The organism is Paragemmobacter kunshanensis, assembly GCF_011059185.1.
In the GTDB taxonomy this organism is placed as follows: domain Bacteria; phylum Pseudomonadota; class Alphaproteobacteria; order Rhodobacterales; family Rhodobacteraceae; genus Paragemmobacter; species Paragemmobacter kunshanensis.
In genome coordinates, this window is the sequence record NZ_JAALFE010000003.1 from 182,787 (window position 1) to 199,694 (window position 16,908).

General features: G+C 67.8%; 16 protein-coding genes. 8 read left to right on the forward strand and 8 right to left on the reverse strand.

The features are described from left to right. Window positions 1-17: 17 nt before the first annotated feature. Entirely contained in the window at window positions 18-1,166 is a 1,149-nt protein-coding gene (locus G5V65_RS04730) for a lytic murein transglycosylase (RefSeq protein ID WP_343162816.1), read from the reverse strand. A gap of 415 nt (window positions 1,167-1,581) precedes the next feature. Next, window positions 1,582-2,070, reverse strand: a complete 489-nt coding sequence (locus G5V65_RS04735; RefSeq protein ID WP_165047438.1) for a peroxiredoxin — start codon at window positions 2,068-2,070, stop codon at window positions 1,582-1,584. A gap of 88 nt (window positions 2,071-2,158) precedes the next feature. Here G5V65_RS04735 and G5V65_RS04740 point away from each other — a divergent pair, with 88 nt between their 5' ends. From G5V65_RS04740 to G5V65_RS04750, 3 genes are read left to right on the forward strand one after another with little or no spacing between them, the layout of a single operon-like run. After that, entirely contained in the window at window positions 2,159-3,367 is a 1,209-nt protein-coding gene (locus G5V65_RS04740; RefSeq protein WP_165047555.1) for an NAD(P)/FAD-dependent oxidoreductase, read from the forward strand. 13 nt (window positions 3,368-3,380) lie between these two features. Continuing rightward, the gene (gene rsmD, locus G5V65_RS04745; protein ID WP_165047439.1) at window positions 3,381-3,944 is read left to right on the forward strand and encodes a 16S rRNA (guanine(966)-N(2))-methyltransferase RsmD; all 564 of its coding nucleotides are present in this window, start codon (window positions 3,381-3,383) and stop codon (window positions 3,942-3,944) included. Further along, window positions 3,941-4,585: an HAD family hydrolase gene (locus G5V65_RS04750; protein ID WP_165047440.1), complete on the forward strand. Its 645-nt coding sequence runs from the start codon at window positions 3,941-3,943 to the stop codon at window positions 4,583-4,585. Before rsmD ends, G5V65_RS04750 begins: the two co-directional genes overlap by 4 nt. 179 nt (window positions 4,586-4,764) lie before the next feature. Here the strand turns inward: G5V65_RS04750 and rlmN are convergent, their stop codons facing one another. Both rlmN and G5V65_RS04760 read right to left on the reverse strand, forming a co-directional pair. After that, complete coding sequence (gene rlmN, locus G5V65_RS04755) at window positions 4,765-5,949, reverse strand: 23S rRNA (adenine(2503)-C(2))-methyltransferase RlmN (protein ID WP_165047441.1); 1,185 nt, start codon at window positions 5,947-5,949, stop codon at window positions 4,765-4,767. 128 nt (window positions 5,950-6,077) lie between these two features. Continuing rightward, window positions 6,078-6,602, reverse strand: coding sequence for an invasion associated locus B family protein (locus G5V65_RS04760; protein ID WP_165047442.1), 525 nt, complete (start codon window positions 6,600-6,602; stop codon window positions 6,078-6,080). Between the two features lie 188 nt (window positions 6,603-6,790). Between G5V65_RS04760 and G5V65_RS04765 the strand changes: the two genes are divergently transcribed. Together G5V65_RS04765 and G5V65_RS04770 are read left to right on the forward strand one after the other, a co-directional pair. Further along, the gene (locus G5V65_RS04765; protein WP_165047443.1) at window positions 6,791-7,786 is read left to right on the forward strand and encodes an asparaginase; all 996 of its coding nucleotides are present in this window, start codon (window positions 6,791-6,793) and stop codon (window positions 7,784-7,786) included. Window positions 7,787-8,015: 229 nt separating this feature from the next. After that, complete coding sequence (locus tag G5V65_RS04770) at window positions 8,016-8,363, forward strand: DUF2794 domain-containing protein (RefSeq protein WP_165047445.1); 348 nt, start codon at window positions 8,016-8,018, stop codon at window positions 8,361-8,363. A 14-nt stretch (window positions 8,364-8,377) separates the two neighbouring features. Here G5V65_RS04770 and G5V65_RS04775 read toward each other — a convergent pair whose 3' ends face one another. Then, window positions 8,378-8,530 carry a hypothetical protein gene (locus tag G5V65_RS04775; protein ID WP_165047446.1) on the reverse strand — a complete coding sequence of 51 codons (153 nt, stop codon included), beginning with the start codon at window positions 8,528-8,530 and terminating at the stop codon, window positions 8,378-8,380. Window positions 8,531-8,687: 157 nt separating this feature from the next. On the opposite strand from G5V65_RS04775, the gene mbfA reads away from it, so the two are divergent. Both mbfA and G5V65_RS04785 read left to right on the forward strand, forming a co-directional pair. After that, a complete protein-coding gene (gene mbfA / locus G5V65_RS04780) occupies window positions 8,688-9,665 on the forward strand; it encodes an iron exporter MbfA (protein ID WP_165047447.1) in 978 nt (325 codons plus the stop codon). A gap of 1 nt (window position 9,666) precedes the next feature. Beyond that, window positions 9,667-10,359, forward strand: a complete 693-nt coding sequence (locus tag G5V65_RS04785) for a nitroreductase family protein (protein ID WP_165047448.1) — start codon at window positions 9,667-9,669, stop codon at window positions 10,357-10,359. Window positions 10,360-10,371: 12 nt separating this feature from the next. Here the strand turns inward: G5V65_RS04785 and G5V65_RS04790 are convergent, their stop codons facing one another. Further along, window positions 10,372-11,673: a cation:proton antiporter domain-containing protein gene (locus tag G5V65_RS04790; RefSeq protein WP_165047450.1), complete on the reverse strand. Its 1,302-nt coding sequence runs from the start codon at window positions 11,671-11,673 to the stop codon at window positions 10,372-10,374. 185 nt (window positions 11,674-11,858) lie between these two features. Here G5V65_RS04790 and G5V65_RS04795 point away from each other — a divergent pair, with 185 nt between their 5' ends. Continuing rightward, window positions 11,859-13,070, forward strand: a complete 1,212-nt coding sequence (locus G5V65_RS04795) for a winged helix-turn-helix domain-containing protein (protein WP_165047451.1) — start codon at window positions 11,859-11,861, stop codon at window positions 13,068-13,070. A 93-nt stretch (window positions 13,071-13,163) separates the two neighbouring features. Here G5V65_RS04795 and G5V65_RS04800 read toward each other — a convergent pair whose 3' ends face one another. Both G5V65_RS04800 and rnr read right to left on the reverse strand, forming a co-directional pair. Continuing rightward, window positions 13,164-14,411 carry a lytic murein transglycosylase gene (locus G5V65_RS04800; protein ID WP_165047452.1) on the reverse strand — a complete coding sequence of 416 codons (1,248 nt, stop codon included), beginning with the start codon at window positions 14,409-14,411 and terminating at the stop codon, window positions 13,164-13,166. Window positions 14,412-14,513: 102 nt separating this feature from the next. Then, window positions 14,514-16,772, reverse strand: a complete 2,259-nt coding sequence (rnr, locus tag G5V65_RS04805) for a ribonuclease R (protein ID WP_165047453.1) — start codon at window positions 16,770-16,772, stop codon at window positions 14,514-14,516. Window positions 16,773-16,908 lie beyond the last annotated feature (136 nt).

The following is a 16,908-nucleotide window of genomic DNA, read 5'->3' on the forward strand; positions in this document are numbered from 1 at the left end:
GGGAATGAGACGACAGCCTAGCCCAGACTTTGCAGCAGCGCCTGCGAGGGTTGGCCGGTGACGGGCAGGCCGCGGGCGGCCTGGAAGGCGCGGATGGCGGTTTCGGTGTTCTTGCCGATGACGCCGTCGCTGCCCTGCGTATCAAAGCCCAGCGCGGTGAGGCGTTGCTGCAGGCGGATGCGGTCGGCCTTGGTCAGGCCGTTGGCATCGGGCGGGAAGCTGCCGCGCAGGGGGCCACCGCCCGCGATGCGGTCGGCCAGATGGCCCACGCCGATCGCATAGGCATCGGAGTTGTTGTAGCGCTTGATCACGCGGAAATTGGCGGTGGTGGCGAATTGCGGCCCGCCTGCCTGCGGCTGGATGATGCTGCCTGCGGGGGCGTTGTTTCCCACCTCTCCGCCCCAGCGCAGGCCGCGGGACCAGCCGTTCCTTTGCAGATAGGCGGCGGCGGAGGCCAGCGCATCGGAGGGGTCGTCCGACCAGATGTCGCGCCGCCCGTCGCCGGTATAGTCGACGGCGAAGTCGAGATAGGAGGTGGGGATGAACTGGGTATGGCCCATGGCCCCTGCCCAGCTGCCCGTCATCCGGTTGGCGGGGATATCGCCGTTCTGCAGGATGCGGAGCGCGGCGGTCAGTTGCTGTTCGAAGAAGGCCCCGCGGCGGCCGTCGAAGGCCAGGGTCGAGGTGGCCGAGATCACCGGAACATCGCCGCGCCTTTCGCCGTAGAAGCTTTCCAATCCCCAGATCGCGCAGATGATTTCGGCATCCACGCCGCTGCGGGATTGCAGATCCGTCAGCAGGCCGCGATGGCGGGCAAAGGCGGCGCGGCCCTTGGTGACGCGCTCGTCCGAGACGGCGATGGAGAGGTAATCCTCGAGGCTGCGGGAGGTTTCGGTCTGGTTGCGGTCGCGGGTGATGACGCCGGGCAGGAAGCCCGCGTCGCGGAAGGCCGCCGAAAGGGTGGGCTGCGCGATGCCGCGATCCGCGGCCCGGGCGCGGAAAGAGGCGACCCAGGCGTCATAGGCGGCATTGGGCACGGGGCGCAGGTCATCGGGCAGGGATTGCGGAAGGCTGCCGCCCCCGCCGACCATCGGCAGGCTTTGGCTGCAGGCGGAAAGGCCGAGGCCGATGAGGCCGAGGTTGAAGGCGCGACGGTCGATCTGCACGGTTCTGCCCTTGTTGCTTGTGGTTCCGGCGATTGTGCAGGGAGAAGGCGCTGCGGACAATGGGCGAGGCCGGGCCGCCCCCTGCGGCGGCGATTGCGCGCCGGGAGGGGCGGCGAAGGCGGTGTCAAGGCGGCCCCTCCCCCGGCAACCCCGTCCCGGGCCTGACCCGGGACCTCCTCCGCTCATGGCGCAGCAGGGCAGCCGGGGGAGGCCCCGGATCACGTCCGGGGCGCGCGGGGTTGACCCCGCCCTACCCGAAAGCGCCGCCGTAGGGCGGGGGTCTCCCCGCCATCCGCCATGAGACGGGGTAGGGCGGGGGTCTCCCCGCCATCCGCCATGAGACGGGGGTAGGACGGGGGTCTCCCCGCCATCCGCCATGAGACAGGGGTAGGGCGGGGTTCACCCCGCCTTTCCGTCAGATCGCCTTGAGCAGCGCCTCGCCGCCCGAGATTTCGCAGGTGCCGGGGCTTTCCTCGAGGTGCAGCGCCTTGACCACGCCATCCTCGGCGTAAAGCGCATAGCGCTTGGAGCGGGCCAGCAGCCCGACCGGGGGCGCGTCGAAGGCCAGGCCCATGGCCTTGGTGAAGCTTGAATCCGCGTCGGCCAGCATGGTGATGCCGGCATTTGCCGCGCCCGTCGACTCGCCCCAGGCCTTCATCACGAAGGGATCGTTGACCGAGATGCAGATGATCTCATCCACGCCCTTGGCGGCGAAGCCATCCTTGGTGCGGATGAAGCTGGGCACATGGGCCGAATGGCAGGTGGGCGTGAAGGCCCCCGGCACGGCGAAGATCACGACCTTGCGGCCCTTGGCCTTGGCATGGACCGATACGGATTCGGCCCCGTTGGGGCCCATCTGGATCAGCGTGGCATCCGGCAGCGGCTGGCCTACGGAAATCGTCATTCTTCGTCCCTCATCAAGTTGCGTTCCTGTGATGCTGGGATATAGGGTCCGGCCCGGGCTTCGGCCAGATGGAAACGGGGGGATGGCGATGGCGCATGTGGTGATCGTGGGGGCCGGGCAGGCGGGGGCCGCCTGTGCGGCGAAGCTGCGGGCGCTGGGATTTGACGGCGCGGTGACGATCATCGGCGAGGAACCCGCGCCGCCCTATCAGCGGCCGCCTTTGTCGAAAGCCTATCTTCTGGGCGAGATGGAGGAAGAGCGGCTGTGGCTGCGATCTGCCGATTTCTATGCGGAACAGGGGATTACGCTGCGGCTGGGCGCGCGGGTGGAGGCGATCGACACCGCCGCGCGGGTGGTGACGCTGGGCGGCGAGGCGGTGGGCTATGACGAGCTGGTGCTGACCACGGGATCGGTGCCGCGCCGGTTGCCTGCGGCCATCGGGGGCGATCTGGGCGGGGTGTTCACCGTGCGGACGCTGGCCGATGTGGATGCGATGCGGGGCGAGTTCGCGGCTGGGCGGCGGTTGGTGATCGTGGGGGGCGGCTATATCGGGCTGGAGGCGGCGGCGGTGGGGGCGAAGCTGGGGCTGGATGTGACCGTGCTGGAGATGGCGCCGCGCATCCTGCAGCGGGTGGCTTCGCCGGAGACATCGGATTATTTCCGCGCGCTGCATGGGGCGCGGGGGGTGAAAATCCTTGAATCCACGGGGCTTGATCGGTTGCTGGGTGAGGGGCGGGTGACGGGCGTGCGCCTGTCGGACGGGCGGGAATTGCCTGCGGATTTCGTCATCGCGGGGGTGGGGATCGTGCCGGCCACCGCGCTGGCCGAAGCGGCGGGGATCGCGGTGGAGAACGGGATTGCCTGCGATGACCACGGGCGGACCTCTGCGCCGCATGTCTGGGCGGCGGGGGATTGCGCGTCTTTCCCCTGGAAGGGCGGGCGGCTGCGGCTGGAATCGGTGGGGAACGCCATCGACATGGCCGAGGCTGTGGCGGAAAATATCTGCGGTTTGGCAAAGGCTTATGAGGCCAAGCCGTGGTTCTGGTCGGACCAGTACGATTGCAAGTTGCAGATCGCGGGGCTGAATGCGGGCTATGACCGGATCGTCACGCGGCCGGGCGAGGGGGGGGCGGTTTCCTTCTGGTATTATCGCGGGGATGCGCTGCTGGCGGTGGATGCGATGAATGACAGCCGCGCCTATATGGTGGGCAAGCGGTTGATCGAGATGGGGAAATCCCCCGCGGCAGAGGTCGTGGCCGATCCGGCGGTGGAGTTGAAGGGCCTGCTGAAGGCATGACGGTGGCGGGCGCATGAGGATCATCGGCGGCCAGTTCCGGGGGCTGCATCTGGCGCCGGTGGGCGAGGGGGATGCGAAGGCGCATCTGCGCCCCACCTCGGACCGGGTGCGGGAGTCGATCTTCAACCTGTTGATAAACGGGGGTTTTGGCGACCCGATCAGCGGGGCGAGGGTGCTGGATCTGTTTGCCGGGACGGGGGCCTTGGGGTTGGAGGCGATCTCGCGCGGGGCGGCGCGGGTGGCTTTTGTCGATGACGGGGCGGCGGCAAGGGCGCTGCTTCGGCGGAACATCGAGTTGACGCGGACGATGGGCGTGACGGATGTCTGGCGGCGGGATGCGACGCGGATGGGGCCGAACCGGGGGGCGGGGTATTCGCTGGTGTTCCTGGACCCGCCCTATGGCAAGGGGCTGGGGGAAAAGGCGCTTGTCTCTTGCATCGAGGGCGGGTGGATTGCCCCCGGCGCGATGATTGTCTGGGAAGAGGGCGTGGCGCCGGAGATCCCGCAAGGCTTTGAAATGCTTGATCAACGGCGCTATGGCGATACGCTGGTCACGCTGCTGGAGGCGCCGGAATGAGGCCGGGCGCGGTGCTGTTCGATTGCGATGGCGTGGTGGTGGACAGCGAGCATCAGATGCTGGCCATGCTGCGCGAGGATCTGGCGGCGCATGGCCTGCCGCTGCGCATGGACGAGATCGAGCGCGACTATATCGGCATCACGGTGGAGGTGCTGGCCGAGCGGGCCGCGGCGCAGGGCGCGCGGCTGCCCGAAGGGTGGGTCGGCGATTTCTATGCGCGGATGTATGATCTGCTGCGGGCCGATGTGGCGCTGGTGCCGGGGATCCTTGACGTTCTGGAAGCCCTTGAAAAGGCAGGGATTCCCTTTGCGATGGGATCGAACGGGACGGAAGAGAAGATGCAGATCACGCTGGGCCAGCATGGGCTGGTGGAGCGGTTTCGCGGGCATCTTTATTCGGGGCAGGCGCTGGGGCGGCCAAAGCCTGCGCCGGATCTTTACCTGTATGCGGCGGCGCGGCTGGGGGTGGAGCCGGGGCGCTGCGTGGTGATCGAGGACAGCGCGGCGGGGGCGCGGGCGGCGCGGCTGGCGGGGATGCGCTGTCTGGGCTATGCGCCGAAGGGGGCGCATCCGGGGCTGGAGGCGGAAGGCGCGATCCTGTTCGACGCCATGGTTAAAGTGCCTGCATTGCTGGGGCTTTAGCCCGAAACGACCGTTCAGCGCGGCAGTGCAGCGGCCGGTGCAGATGGCGGTGCATACAAATCCCGGCAGGTTGGCAGGTGACGCCATGGTTAAGGGTGCGCTGGCGCACACATTCGGGGCGGTGGTCTGCGTGGAAGGGGAGGCCCCGGGTCGGGCCCGGGGCGGGGTTGCGCGTGGAGTCAGCCCGCGATGCCGGCCTCGGCCGCGATTTCGGCGCGGCTCTTGCGGGCGCGTTCGGTGGCGGATTTCAACTGCCCGCAGGCGGCCATGATATCCTCGCCCCGCGGGGTGCGGATGGGGCTGGCGTAACCCGCCTTGTAGATGATGTCGGCGAAGGCCTCGATCCGGTCCCAGTCAGAGCGCTGATAGGGCGCGCCGGGCCATTCGTTGAAGGGGATCAGGTTGATCTTGGCGGGGATGCCCGCGATCAGCTTGACCAGCCGCCTTGCATCGGCGTCGCTGTCATTCACGCCCTTGAGCATGACATATTCGAAGGTGATGCGTTCGCTGTTGGACAGGCGCGGGTAATCGCGCAGGGCGTTCAGCAGCGTTTCGATGTTCCACTTCTTGTTGACGGGGACCAGCTTGTCGCGGACCTCGTCGGTTGTGGCGTGGAAGGAGACCGCCAGCAGGCAGCCGATTTCTTCGGCGGTGCGGGCGATTTCCGGCACGATCCCGGAGGTGGAGAGCGTGATGCGGCGGCGCGAGAGGGTGAGCCCTTCGTGATCCATGACCACCTTCATGGCGTCGCGGACGTTTTCGAAATTGTAGAGCGGTTCGCCCATGCCCATCAGCACGACGTTGGAGACGAGGCGGGTTTCATCCTTGGGTTCGCCCGGTCTGGGCCATTCGCCCAGATCATCGCGCGCCAGCATGACCTGGCCCACGATTTCGCCCGCGGTGAGGTTGCGGACGAGTTTCTGGGTGCCGGTATGGCAGAAGGAACAGGTGAGCGTGCAGCCGACCTGCGACGAGATGCAGAGCGTGCCGCGGTTTTCCTCGGGGATGTAGACGGTTTCCACCTCATGCCCGCCGGCGATGCGGACAAGGTATTTGCGGGTGCCATCGGCGGAAATCTGGCGATCCACCACTTCGGGCAGGTCGATGGTGAAATGGCTGTCGAGAAGGGCGCGATAGTCCTTGGAGAGGTTGGTCATCGCGGCGAAATCGCGGATGCCCCAGTGATAGACCCATTGCCAGATCTGCCCCAGCCGCATCTTGGCCTGCCGGTCCGGGGTGCCTGCCGCGATCAGGGCATCGCGAAGCTGGTCGCGCGTCAGGCCGACGATGTTGATCCGGCCGCCTTCGGGCAGCTTGCGCGGGAGGGTCAGCACGTCTTGCGTGATCGGCGCGGTGGCGGTCATGGGTCTGGTCCTGAAGGCTGGAAGGCCGTTCTATAAGGGATTCGGGGGAAAAACGAAAGGCTCCCCGAAGGGAGCCCGGTCTGGTATGCGGCAGAGCCTGCCCCCGGCGGGGCCGGGGTGGCGGGGCGTTACTTGCAGCGGGTTTCGGCTTCGGTCATGGCGGCGGTGAAGCCGCGGAGGCTGAAGGTGTCCTGCGTCTGGGTGCCCTTGCCGGACCGCGCGGTCAGCGTGGCGGAGGTGCCCGCCTTCATCGCGGCGAGAAGCTGGGCGTCCACCTCGGGCGAGGCGGGCCAGGCCCATTCGCCATCGGTGAACAGCTCGAAGCTGTTGCCATCGACATTCACCGCGACGGTGGAGCCGTCGGCGAAGGGATAGCCGCCGGTGAAGGAGATTTCGCCGGGCTTGCCGGGGCGGAAGGTGACGAAAAGCAGGATGTCGCCGCGGCGGACCGAGACGGGCTGGCCATCGCGGGTGTTGACGGTTTCCTTGGGGACGGTGACGCCCCAGCATTCCTTGGGGCTTTCCTCGGCGAACACGTTCCAGTCGGAGGTGACGGCGACGCGGTTGCTGCTTTCCTGTGCCAGCGATGCGCCACCCGACAGGCTGACCGCAAGGATGGCGGCGCCGAGAACGCGGCTGATAGGGGTGGTCATTGGGTGGGGCCTCCGCATTTTGCCTCTGGGTCCGGCCACTGTCCTGTCGCTGCCCCGGGGGGCGGCGCGGACCTTTTCCTGTGGCGCGGCGCTTGCCAACTCGATATCCCCTTCTAACCGTAAAAGGCCAATCCGCGAAAGCCCCTTGGGCAGAAAATCGCGCATCTGTGACGCTGATGGAGGATGCAATGGGCGCAGCCGTTCCGATGATCGACCTGTGGCGCGGGGGGCGGCTGGAGAGCCGCCATGCGGGCCATGCCGTGATCTGTGACGAGACCGGGCAGATCGTGGAAAGCTGGGGGGATCCGGCGGCGGAGATCTTTCCGCGGTCGTCGTGCAAGATGATGCAGGCGCTGCCCCTGCTGGAAAGCGGCGCGGCAGAGGCGCATGGCCTGACCGACCGGCAGGTGGCGCTGGCCTGTGCGAGCCATCAGGGGGCGGCGATCCATACCGAGGCGGTCGGGCGCTGGCTGGCGGATCTGGGCCTGTCGGAGGCCGATCTGCGCTGCGGCGCGCATGAGCCCTATGACACGGCCGAGCGGAACAGGCTGATCCGGGCGGAGGAGAAGCCCTGCCAGTGCCACAACAACTGTTCGGGCAAGCATGCGGGGTTTCTGACGCTGAACCGGCATATCGGGGGCGGGTCGGAATATGTGGAGGTGGACCATCCGGTGCAGAAGGCGGTGAAGGCGGCCTTCGAGGAGGTGACGGGCGAGGCATCGCCGGGCTACGGGATCGACGGCTGTTCGGCGCCGAATTTTGCCACCTCGGTTCATGGGCTGGCGCGGGCGATGGCGCGGTTTGCGGCGGCGACGGGGGCGGGCGATGCGCGGGACCGGGCGATGCACCGGCTGACGCGGGCGATGGGCGCGCATCCCGAGATGGTGGCGGGCGAGGGGCGGGCCTGCACCGAGCTGATGCGGGCGATGGACGGGCGCGTGGCGATCAAGACCGGGGCCGAGGCGGTGTTCGTGGCGATCGTGCCGGAGCGGCGGATGGGCATCGCGCTGAAGATCACCGATGGCGGCACGCGGGGGGCCGAGGGGGCGATTGCGGCGCTGCTGGTGCGGCTGGGGGTGCTGGATCCGGCGCATCCGGCCACGCTGAAGCGGCTAGATGCGGTGCAGAAGAACTGGCGCGGGCTGGAGACGGGGATCATCCGGCGGGCGGCGGGTTTTCCCTGAGGGGGCAAAAGGAAAGGCCCCCGTCGCGCTTTGACGGGGGCCTTCGATTGCGACAGACCGGCCGAGGCCGACGCTTGGTGGGGGCTGTGATACCGACCCCGGCCTGTCGTCTGAAACCGTGTATGGCGGCAGATCGCGGCGGAATTCGGATCAGATAAGGGTATTCCTGCGGAGTCTTCGCGGCATCCCCAAGGCTTGATTTGCCCGTGCAAGGGCGTAAGCTTGCCCGATGACGGTTCAGCCACCGATCCCTTTCCCCGCCTCGACCCGCCTGCAGGAACAGGTCAGCTTTGATCGGCAGGAGCTTTCGGCGATCCTCGCGCTGTACGGGCGCATGGTGGCGATGGGGGAATGGCGCGATTACGGCATTTCCTGCCTGCGCGAGGCGGCGGTGTTTTCCATCTTTCGGCGGACGGCGGAGAACCCGCTGTATCGGATCGAAAAGCGCCCGAAGCTGCGGGGGCGGCAGGGGATCTATGCCGTGATCGGGATGGAGGGGCAGGTGCTGCGCCGGGGGCATGACCTGCCCGCCGTGCTGCGCGTGCTGGAAAAGAAGCAGATCCGTTCCATCGACTAGGGCGGCGCGCCCCTTCAGGGCCGGGGCGCGGGCGTCTTGGTGCCGAGGGTGGCCGTGCCTTCGTCGCCGGGCCAGGTGAGGACCGGCAGATCGAAGATGATGCCGCCGGCAAAGGACGGACCCGCGACAATCGCAAGCAGAAGGGCGAGGGGGGCGAGGCGCTTCATTGTTTCGACTCCTGAAATGAACCGTTTCGTTCAGTTATGAGATGGCAGCGCTGCGCGGCGGTTTCAAGGGGAAAGTGAACAGATCTGTTCACTTTTTTCGCTTGCGCTTCCATCGCCAGATTTTAAATTAGAATAGTTCTAATTAATGGGGTGATGCATGATTCCGGGTCTGGGCAACCGCCGCCGTTTCGCCGATCTGTCCGAGCAGGAGATCCTGGCGCTGGCGATTTCATCGGAAGAGGATGACGCCCGCATCTATCGGCAATATGGCGAAAGGCTGCGGGCCGAGTTTCCGGCCACGGCGGCGATCTTTGACGGCATGGCCGCGGAAGAGGACCAGCACCGCCAGCTGCTGATCGAGTTGCACCGCAGCCGGTTTGGCGAGGTGATCCCGCTGATCCGGCGCGAGCATGTGGCGGGATATTATGCGCGAAAGCCGGTCTGGCTGTCGGCCAACCTGCCCCTGGAGACGATCCGGGGCGAGGCGCGGGCGATGGAGCAGGAGGCGCATGGCTTCTATACCCGCGCGGCGCAGGCCACATCGGATGCGGCGACGCGGCGGTTGCTGGGCGATCTGGCGGCGGCGGAGGCGGGGCATGACCGGCGGGCGGCCGAGCTGACCGAGGCGCATCTGGACAAGGATACGCGGGCGGATGAGGATTTCACCGCGCGCCGCCAGTTCATCCTGACATGGGTGCAGCCGGGGCTGGCGGGGCTGATGGATGGATCGGTTTCCACCCTCGCGCCGATTTTCGCGACGGCCTTTGCCACGCAGGACACATGGACGACGTTTCTGGTGGGGACGGCGGCCTCGGTCGGGGCGGGGATTTCGATGGGCTTCACCGAAGCCGCGCATGATGATGGCGTGCTGTCGGGGCGGGGCAGCCCGTGGAAGCGGGGGCTGGCCTCGGGCGTGATGACGACGCTGGGCGGGATGGGCCATGCGCTGCCCTATCTGATTCCGGATTTCTGGACGGCGACGATCATCGCGATGGTGGTGGTCTTTGTGGAATTGTGGGCGATTGCCTGGATCCAGAACCGGTTCATGGAGACGCCCTTCCTGCGGGCGGCCTTGCAGGTTGTGCTGGGCGGTGCTTTGGTCTTTGCGGCGGGGGCATTGATCGGAGGGGGCTGAGATGTATCGCAAGGGCGAGGTGCGGTATGAGGCTTTGCCCCTGCCCGACCGGGTGCAGAAGCCCGACGATCAGGCGCTGGCGGATGTGCGGGCCTTTCTTGGCTATATGAGGAAGCGCCATTCGGTGCGGCAGTTTTCCCCGCGCCCGGTGCCGGTGGAGATCATCGAGACCTGCATCGCCGTGGCGGGAAGCGCGCCGTCGGGGGCGAACCACCAGCCCTGGCATTTCGTGGCGGTGGGCGATCCGGCGCTGAAGGCGCGCATCCGGGCGGGCGCGGAAGAGGAAGAGCGCGCCTTTTATTCCGGGGGTGCGGGGGATGAATGGCTGGCCGCGCTGGAGCCCATCGGGACGGGCGCGGAAAAGCCGCATCTGACCGATGCGCCCTGGCTGATCGTGGTCTTTGCCCAGCGCTATGGCGTGACGGAGGATGGCGCGCGCTACAAGAATTACTATGTGCCGGAAAGCGTGGGCCTGGCGACCGGCTTCCTGATCGCGGCGCTGCATCAGGCGGGGCTTGTCTGCCTGGAGCATACGCCGAACCCGATGAAGTTCCTGAACGGGGTGCTGGGGCGGCCGGCCGAGGAGAAGCCGGTGATGATCCTGCCGGTCGGGTGGCCCGCCGAAGGCGCGACGGTGCCCGCCGTGGCCAAGCGGAAAAAGCCGCTGGAGCGGATCCTGACTGTCCTGCGCTAGGTCTGCGGGGGGTCAGGCCGGATCGCGGGGCGAGGCTGGGGCGGTTTGGGGTTCGGCTTCGGGTTCGGCGGCGGGCGGGGGGGCCGGATCCTGATGGCGGGCGATCCAGCGATCCAGCGCGGCGAAGAGCAGCGGATTGGCAAGGATCGAGATCAGCGCCCCGGCCACAACCAGATCCTTGGCCGCCGGGGGCACGATGGCGAGTTTCACCCCCATCACGATGAGGATGAAGGAGAATTCCCCGATCTGGGCGAGGCTGGTCGCGATGGTGAGCGAGGTGGGCCGGGCATGGCCGAAGGCGCGGGTGATGCCATAGGCGGCGAGCGACTTCACCAGCAGGATGACAAGGACCGTGCCGATCAGCGCGAGCGGTTCCTGCGCCACGATGGCCGGGTTGAACAGCATCCCGACCGAGACGAAGAAGAGCACCGCAAAGGCATCGCGCAGCGGCAGGGTTTCGCGCATGGCCTGTTGCGACAGGGTGGAAGAGGCCATGACCATGCCCGCGAAGAAGGCCCCCAGTGCGAAGGAAACGCCGAAGACCTGTGACGAGCCGAAGGCCACGCCCAGCGCGATGGCAAGGACGGCAAGGCGAAAGAGTTCGCGGCTGCCGGTATGGGCGACGTAGTGCAGGATCCAGGGGATCACCTTGCGCCCGACGATCAGCATCAGCGCGACGAAGGCCGCGAACTTCGCCAGCGTGACCGAGAGCGTGGCCGTGACCGGGCCAAAGCCGAGGCGGAGGACTTCCTGTTCGGCCTCGCCCTCTACCGGTTGGGCGATGCCGCCGAGCAGGCCCGCGAGTGGCGGGATGAGGACGAGGGTGAGGACCATGACCACATCCTCGACGATCAGCCAGCCCACGGCGATGCGGCCGCGTTCGGTGGCGACGAGATCGCGGTCCTGCAGCGCGCGCAAGAGGACGACGGTGGAGGCGACGGAAAGCGAGAGGCCGAAGATCAGCCCGGCGCCAAGGCCCCAGCCCATGAGAAGGGAAAGGCCAAGGCCCGCGAGGGTGGCCACGGCGATCTGGCCCAGCGCGCCGGGGATGGCGAGGGCGCGCACGGCGAGCAGGTCGCGCAGCGAGAAATGCAGGCCGACGCCGAACATCAGCAGGATGACGCCCAGTTCGGCCAGTTGGGTGGCGAGGTTCTGGTCGGCCACATAGCCCGGGGTGAAGGGGCCCAGCACGATGCCTGCCAGCAGATAGCCCGCCAGCATGGGCAGGCGCAGGCGATTGGCGATCAGCCCGAAGAGGAAGGCCAGCGAAAGGCCGGCGACAACTGTGGCGATCAGCGGGGTGTCGTGAACCATGGGGCGGCGGAACCGGGCGGAGAAGGGGGCGGGATGCAGAGCCAGACTAACCCGGCGCGGGACCGATGCAATTGCCGCAGATGCAGGGCGTGATCACGATTTCGGCCACAGTCTTGCAGAATGTTTCGATCCGGCCCGCAGGGCGGGGCTTGTTGGCGGGCGGGGCGGGCTGCTAGGCCATGGGGATGAGCCTGAAGCTGATCCCCAACAGCGCCGCGCGGCGGCATTTCCTGGACCGCCATGCCCTGGCCGAGCCGCCTTTGGGGGCCTGCGCGGGGCCTGCGCTGGCGGGGCTGGTGGCGCGGATCGGTTTCGTGCAGGTGGACAGCATCACCACCGTGGCCCGCGCGCATGACATGATCCTCTGGGCGCGGCGGGGTGGCTATCGTCCGTCGGCGCTGAAGCGCGCGCTGGAGGGGGAGCGCGCGCTGTGGGAGCATTGGACGCATGATGCCTCGATCCTGCCGGTGGGGCTGTGGCCGATGTGGCGGGCGCGGTTCGCGGCGGATGAGGCGCGGCTGCATGGCAACTGGCAGCGCTGGTTCCGCGATGGGTATCAGGCGCAATTCGGTACGATCCTGGACCGGATCGCACGGGATGGACCTGTTTCCTCGTCCGATGTGGGGGAGGGCGAGGCGCGGGGGAAGGGGGGCTGGTGGGACTGGCATCCGTCGAAGACCGCGCTGGAATGGCTGTGGCGGACGGGGCGGATCGCGGTGACGCGGCGGGACGGGTTCCGCAAGGTCTATGACCTGACGGAGCGGGTGATCCCTGATGCGGTGCGGGCGGTGGAGGTTGCGCCGGAGGCGGTGGTGGATTGGGCCTGCGGGTCCGCGCTGGAGCGGTTGGGGTTCGGCACGGCGCGCGAGGTGGCGGCCTATTGGAACGCGGTATCGGGCGAGGTGGCGCGGGACTGGCTGGCGCGGGCGCTGCGGGATGGCTGGGTGGAGGAAGCGCTGGTCGAGGGCGCGGATGGCACGCGACGGCGGGTCTTTACGGTGCCGGGGCTGGCGGGGGCGGAGGTGCCGGAGGTGACGGGGCGGCTGCGGGTGCTGTCGCCCTTTGACCCGGCGCTACGGGATCGGGCGCGGGCGGAATTCCTGTTCGGCTTCCGCTACCGGATCGAGGTTTTCGTGCCGGAGCCGAAGCGGGTCTTCGGCTATTACGTCTTCCCGCTGCTGGAAGGGGAGAGGCTGGTCGGGCGGATCGACGTGAAGCGGGCGGGTGAAGTGCTGGCGGTGCGCGCAGTCTGGCCAGAGCCGGGGGTGAACTGGGGCAGGGGGCGGCAGGCAAAGCTGGAGGCGGAGCTGGGGCGGCTGGCTGGGTTCGTGGGGAGTGAACGGGTGGAGTGGGCGGAGGGGTGGCTCAGGGCTTACCCGCAGGGTTGGGGAAGCTGAGGCGTGCTTTTGCCCCTCAGGCTTTGATGCCCTTCATCTTGGTTCCAAATACCCCGGGGGTCCGGGGGCTGGCCCCCGGTCCCGCATTCTCCCTTAGCGCAACCGTTGCAGGATATCAGGCGAGGCATAGCCATCCGGCACCAGCCCGAGGCTGCGCTGGAAGGCGCGGAGGGCGGTCAGGGTGTTGGGGCCGATCTTGCCATCCACGCCCTTCGTATCAAAGCCCGCCGCGGTGAGGCGTTGCTGCAATTCGCGGCGTTCGTCGCCCGTCAGGGCGCGGTCCTGCCGGGGCCAAGCGGCGCGGATGGGTGGGCCGCCGGCGAGGCGGTCGGAGAGGTGGCCGATGGCGATGACATAGGCATCGGCGGTGTTGTAACGCTCGATCGCGCGGAAATTGGGGGTGATCAGGAAGGCCGCCCCCTGCGCGCCTGCGGGCAGGAGAAGTTCGGCAGGGCCGATGTCGGGCAGGGGGCCGCCTTCCGCATCGCGCAGGCCGAGGGCGGACCAGTCGGCGATGGGCTTGGACTGACCGTTGCCCGCCAGCATGTAGTCGATCCCGTCGGGCAGCGTCACCTCCACCCCCCACGGCACCCCCGGCTGCCAGCCGGATTTCGCCAGATAGGCGGCGGTGGAGGCGAGTGCGTCGGCGGGATCGTCGGACCAGATGTCGCGCCGCCCGTCGCCGTTGAAATCCACGGCGAAGCTGTGGAAGCTGGAGGGGATGAATTGCGTATGGCCCATCGCCCCGGCCCAGCTTCCGGTGAAGTTGTCCAGCCGCGCGTCGCCGCTTTGCAGGATGCGCAGAGCGTCGATCAGCTGGGCTTCGAAGAAGGGGCCGCGGCGGCCTTCATAGGCCAGCGTTGCCAGCGCCTCGATCACCGGAATGTCGCCCCGGTTGGCGCCATAGCTTGATTCCAGCCCCCAGACGGCGACCACCACTTCCTTCGGGACGCCATAGGTGGATTCGAGCCGGTCGAGCAGGCGGCGGTTGTCGCGGATCGCGGCTTGGCCATTCTCCACCCGCAGGTCGGATACGGCGCGGTCGAGGTAATCCCAGATGGTGCGGGTGAATTCGGCCTGATTGCGGTCCTTTTCGATGACGTCGGGATTATAGCGCAGGTCCGCGAAGGCGGCGTCGAAGGTGGCGGGGGCGATGCCCGCGGCAAGGGCGCGGGGGCGGAAGGTTTCGGCCCATTGGTCAAGGCCCGACTGGGTGCCGATCTGGATCACGATGCCGTCTCCGGGGGTGGTGGGCTGTGGCGTTGCAAGGTGCGGCAAGGCGGCGGGGCCTGCAAGGGCGGGAAGCGGGAGGAGGGAGAGGGAAAGGATCGCTGCACGCATCACGTCACCTGCCTGTCGGGTCTTCTTGTGGTTGGCAGGAAAGATAGGGCAGGGCCGCCCCGGCACAAAGATGCCGGGGGGGGCGCGGGCGGAGACCTGCCGTCAGCGCCGCTTGCGGATGACCTTGCGTTTCAGTTTCGCATCGCGGGCGGCAGAGGCACCGGGTTTGCGGGGGCTGAAGCGTCCCTTCTTCCCCGCGCGCGGGCTGCGCGGCAGGGGGGCGCCGTCGAGTGACAGGAGTTCGAGGGTGAGGCCGCCGGTGACGGGGATCGCCTCCGACAGGCGCACGGTGACCTTCTGCCCGATGCCAAGCGTCAGGCCGGTATCGGCGCCCATCAGGGTTTGCGTCTGGTCGTCGTAGTGGAAGAATTCGCGCCCCACCTCGCGGATAGGGATCAACCCGTCGGCCCCGGTTTCGTCGAGTTTCACGAAGAGGCCGAAGCGTTGCACGCCCGAGATGCGGCCGGTGAATTCGCTGCCCACTCGGTCGGACAGGTAGGCGGCGAGGTACCGGTCGTTGGTGTCGCGTTCGGCGGTCATCGACCGGCGTTCGGCATCGGAGATCAGCTTGGCGGTTTCGTCCAAGGCTTCGATGTCCTGCGGGGACAGCCCGTCCTTGCCCCAGTTGTGACCCGCGATCAGGGCGCGGTGGACGATCAGGTCGGCATAGCGGCGGATGGGCGAGGTGAAATGGGCATAGCTGCGCAGGGACAGGCCGAAATGGCCGAAGTTTTCGGGGTGGTAATAGGCCTGCGTCATGGAGCGCAGGGTGGTGATGTTCATCAGCTCGTCGAATTCCGTCCCCTGCGCTTGGGCCAGCAGGCGGTTGAGATGGGCGGTTCTCAGCACCTGACCTTTGGCCAGCGTGAAGCCCGAGGCTTCGGCCACTTCGCGGAGCGCGTCGAGTTTTTCAGGGCTGGGTTCTTCGTGGACGCGGAAGAGGAGGGGGCGTTTGAGGCGCGTCAGTTCCTCGGCCGCGGCGACATTGGCGAGGATCATGAATTCCTCGATCAGGCGGTGCGCGTCGAAGCGATCGCGGAAGGCGACGGAGAGGACCTTGCCTTCGTCCGACAGCACGATCTTGCGTTCGGGCAGGTCAAGGTCGAGCGGTTGGCGCAGGTGGCGGGCCTTGGTGGCGGCGGTGTAGGCGGCGTAGAGGGGCGCGATGATGCGCGGGATCAGCGGCGCGGTGCGGGGGGAGGGGTGGCCGTCCTGCGCCTGCTGCACCTCTTCGTAGGTGAGGGATGCGGCGGAGCGCATGATGCCGCGGAGGAAGCGGTGCGAGATCTTGTTGCCTTCGGCATCCAGTTTCAGGCGGACGGCAAGGCAGGGGCGGTCCACGCCTTCGTGCAGCGAGCAGAGGTCGCCGGACAGGACATCCGGCAGCATGGGGACCACGCGGTCGGGGAAATAGGTGGAATTGCCGCGCTTGCGCGCCTCGCGGTCGAGGGCGGAGCCGGGGCGGACGTAATGGGCGACATCGGCGATGGCGACCCAGACGATGTGGCCGCCGGGGTTGGCGGCGTCGGTATCGGCTTCGGCAAAGACAGCGTCGTCATGGTCGCGCGCATCGGACGGGTCGATGGTCACGAGGGGGAGGTCGCGCAGGTCTTCGCGGCCGTCCATCGGGGCGGGCTTGGCGGATTCGGCTTCTGCCAGCACCTGATCGGGAAAGCGGTCGGGGATGCCGTGCTGGTGGATGGCAATCAGGGAGACGGCCTTCGGCCCCATCGGATCGCCGAGGCGCTGCACGATGCGGGCGCGGGGCAGGCCCATGCGTTTGGGGCCTGACTGTTCGGCTTCCACCAGTTCCCCATCGCGAGCGTCGAGCGTGTCGCCCGCGCCCACCAGCCAGTCCTTGTCGGCGCCCTTGTCGATGGGGACGATGCGGCCGCCTTCGGCATTTTTGCGGAAGATGCCCAGAACCTTGGTCGGGTTCGAGCCGAGACGGCGGATCAGGCGGGCCTCATACTGGTAGTCGTCGAGATCGACCTTCGCGAGACGCGCCAGCACGCGGTCGCCGGGGCCGAGGGCGGGATCGCCCTTCTTGGGGATGAAGAGGATGCGGGGGGCATCCTCTGCCGCGCCCTGCCATTCCATGGGGCGCAGGAAGATGTCACCCTGCGCGTCGGGGGGGAGGGCGGTCAGCAGGGTGACGGGGGGCAGGGTGTCGGGGTCGCGATAGGTGCGGGCCTTCTTCGTGACCGCGCCCTCATCCTCCAGCTCGCGCAGGATGCGTTTCAGGTCGATGCGCGCGGCGCCCTTGATGTTGAACGCCTTGGCGATGTCACGCTTGGCGGAGAGGCCGGGATTTTCGGCGATCCATTGAAGGATCTGGGCTTTGGTGGGGATATCCTGCATGGGATCGGGTTAGCACGGGCGGTGGCGAAAGGCCATTGCGCTTTGCGGGATACCCCCTCCCCCGACCCCTCCCCCGTTCCGGGTGAGGGGAGATTGCCCCAGCCTTTTCACCTTGGCGAAAATACCCATGCGACAG

Excerpts from the sequence above, each read along its gene's own strand:
- G5V65_RS04735 (WP_165047438.1), bottom strand. The coding sequence starts at position 2,070 with ATGACGATTTCCGTAGGCCAGCCGCTGCCGGATGCCACGCTGATCCAG.
- G5V65_RS04800 (WP_165047452.1), bottom strand. The coding sequence starts at position 14,411 with ATGCGTGCAGCGATCCTTTCCCTCTCCCTCCTCCCGCTTCCCGCCCTT.
- G5V65_RS04785 (WP_165047448.1), top strand. The coding sequence starts at position 9,667 with ATGTATCGCAAGGGCGAGGTGCGGTATGAGGCTTTGCCCCTGCCCGAC.
- rlmN (WP_165047441.1), bottom strand. The coding sequence starts at position 5,949 with ATGACCGCCACCGCGCCGATCACGCAAGACGTGCTGACCCTCCCGCGC.
- G5V65_RS04760 (WP_165047442.1), bottom strand. The coding sequence starts at position 6,602 with ATGACCACCCCTATCAGCCGCGTTCTCGGCGCCGCCATCCTTGCGGTC.
- mbfA (WP_165047447.1), top strand. The coding sequence starts at position 8,688 with ATGATTCCGGGTCTGGGCAACCGCCGCCGTTTCGCCGATCTGTCCGAG.
- rsmD (WP_165047439.1), top strand. The coding sequence starts at position 3,381 with ATGAGGATCATCGGCGGCCAGTTCCGGGGGCTGCATCTGGCGCCGGTG.
- G5V65_RS04770 (WP_165047445.1), top strand. The coding sequence starts at position 8,016 with ATGACGGTTCAGCCACCGATCCCTTTCCCCGCCTCGACCCGCCTGCAG.
- G5V65_RS04795 (WP_165047451.1), top strand. The coding sequence starts at position 11,859 with ATGAGCCTGAAGCTGATCCCCAACAGCGCCGCGCGGCGGCATTTCCTG.
- G5V65_RS04750 (WP_165047440.1), top strand. The coding sequence starts at position 3,941 with ATGAGGCCGGGCGCGGTGCTGTTCGATTGCGATGGCGTGGTGGTGGAC.
- G5V65_RS04775 (WP_165047446.1), bottom strand. The coding sequence starts at position 8,530 with ATGAAGCGCCTCGCCCCCCTCGCCCTTCTGCTTGCGATTGTCGCGGGT.
- rnr (WP_165047453.1), bottom strand. The coding sequence starts at position 16,772 with ATGCAGGATATCCCCACCAAAGCCCAGATCCTTCAATGGATCGCCGAA.
- G5V65_RS04765 (WP_165047443.1), top strand. The coding sequence starts at position 6,791 with ATGGGCGCAGCCGTTCCGATGATCGACCTGTGGCGCGGGGGGCGGCTG.
- G5V65_RS04790 (WP_165047450.1), bottom strand. The coding sequence starts at position 11,673 with ATGGTTCACGACACCCCGCTGATCGCCACAGTTGTCGCCGGCCTTTCG.
- G5V65_RS04740 (WP_165047555.1), top strand. The coding sequence starts at position 2,159 with ATGGCGCATGTGGTGATCGTGGGGGCCGGGCAGGCGGGGGCCGCCTGT.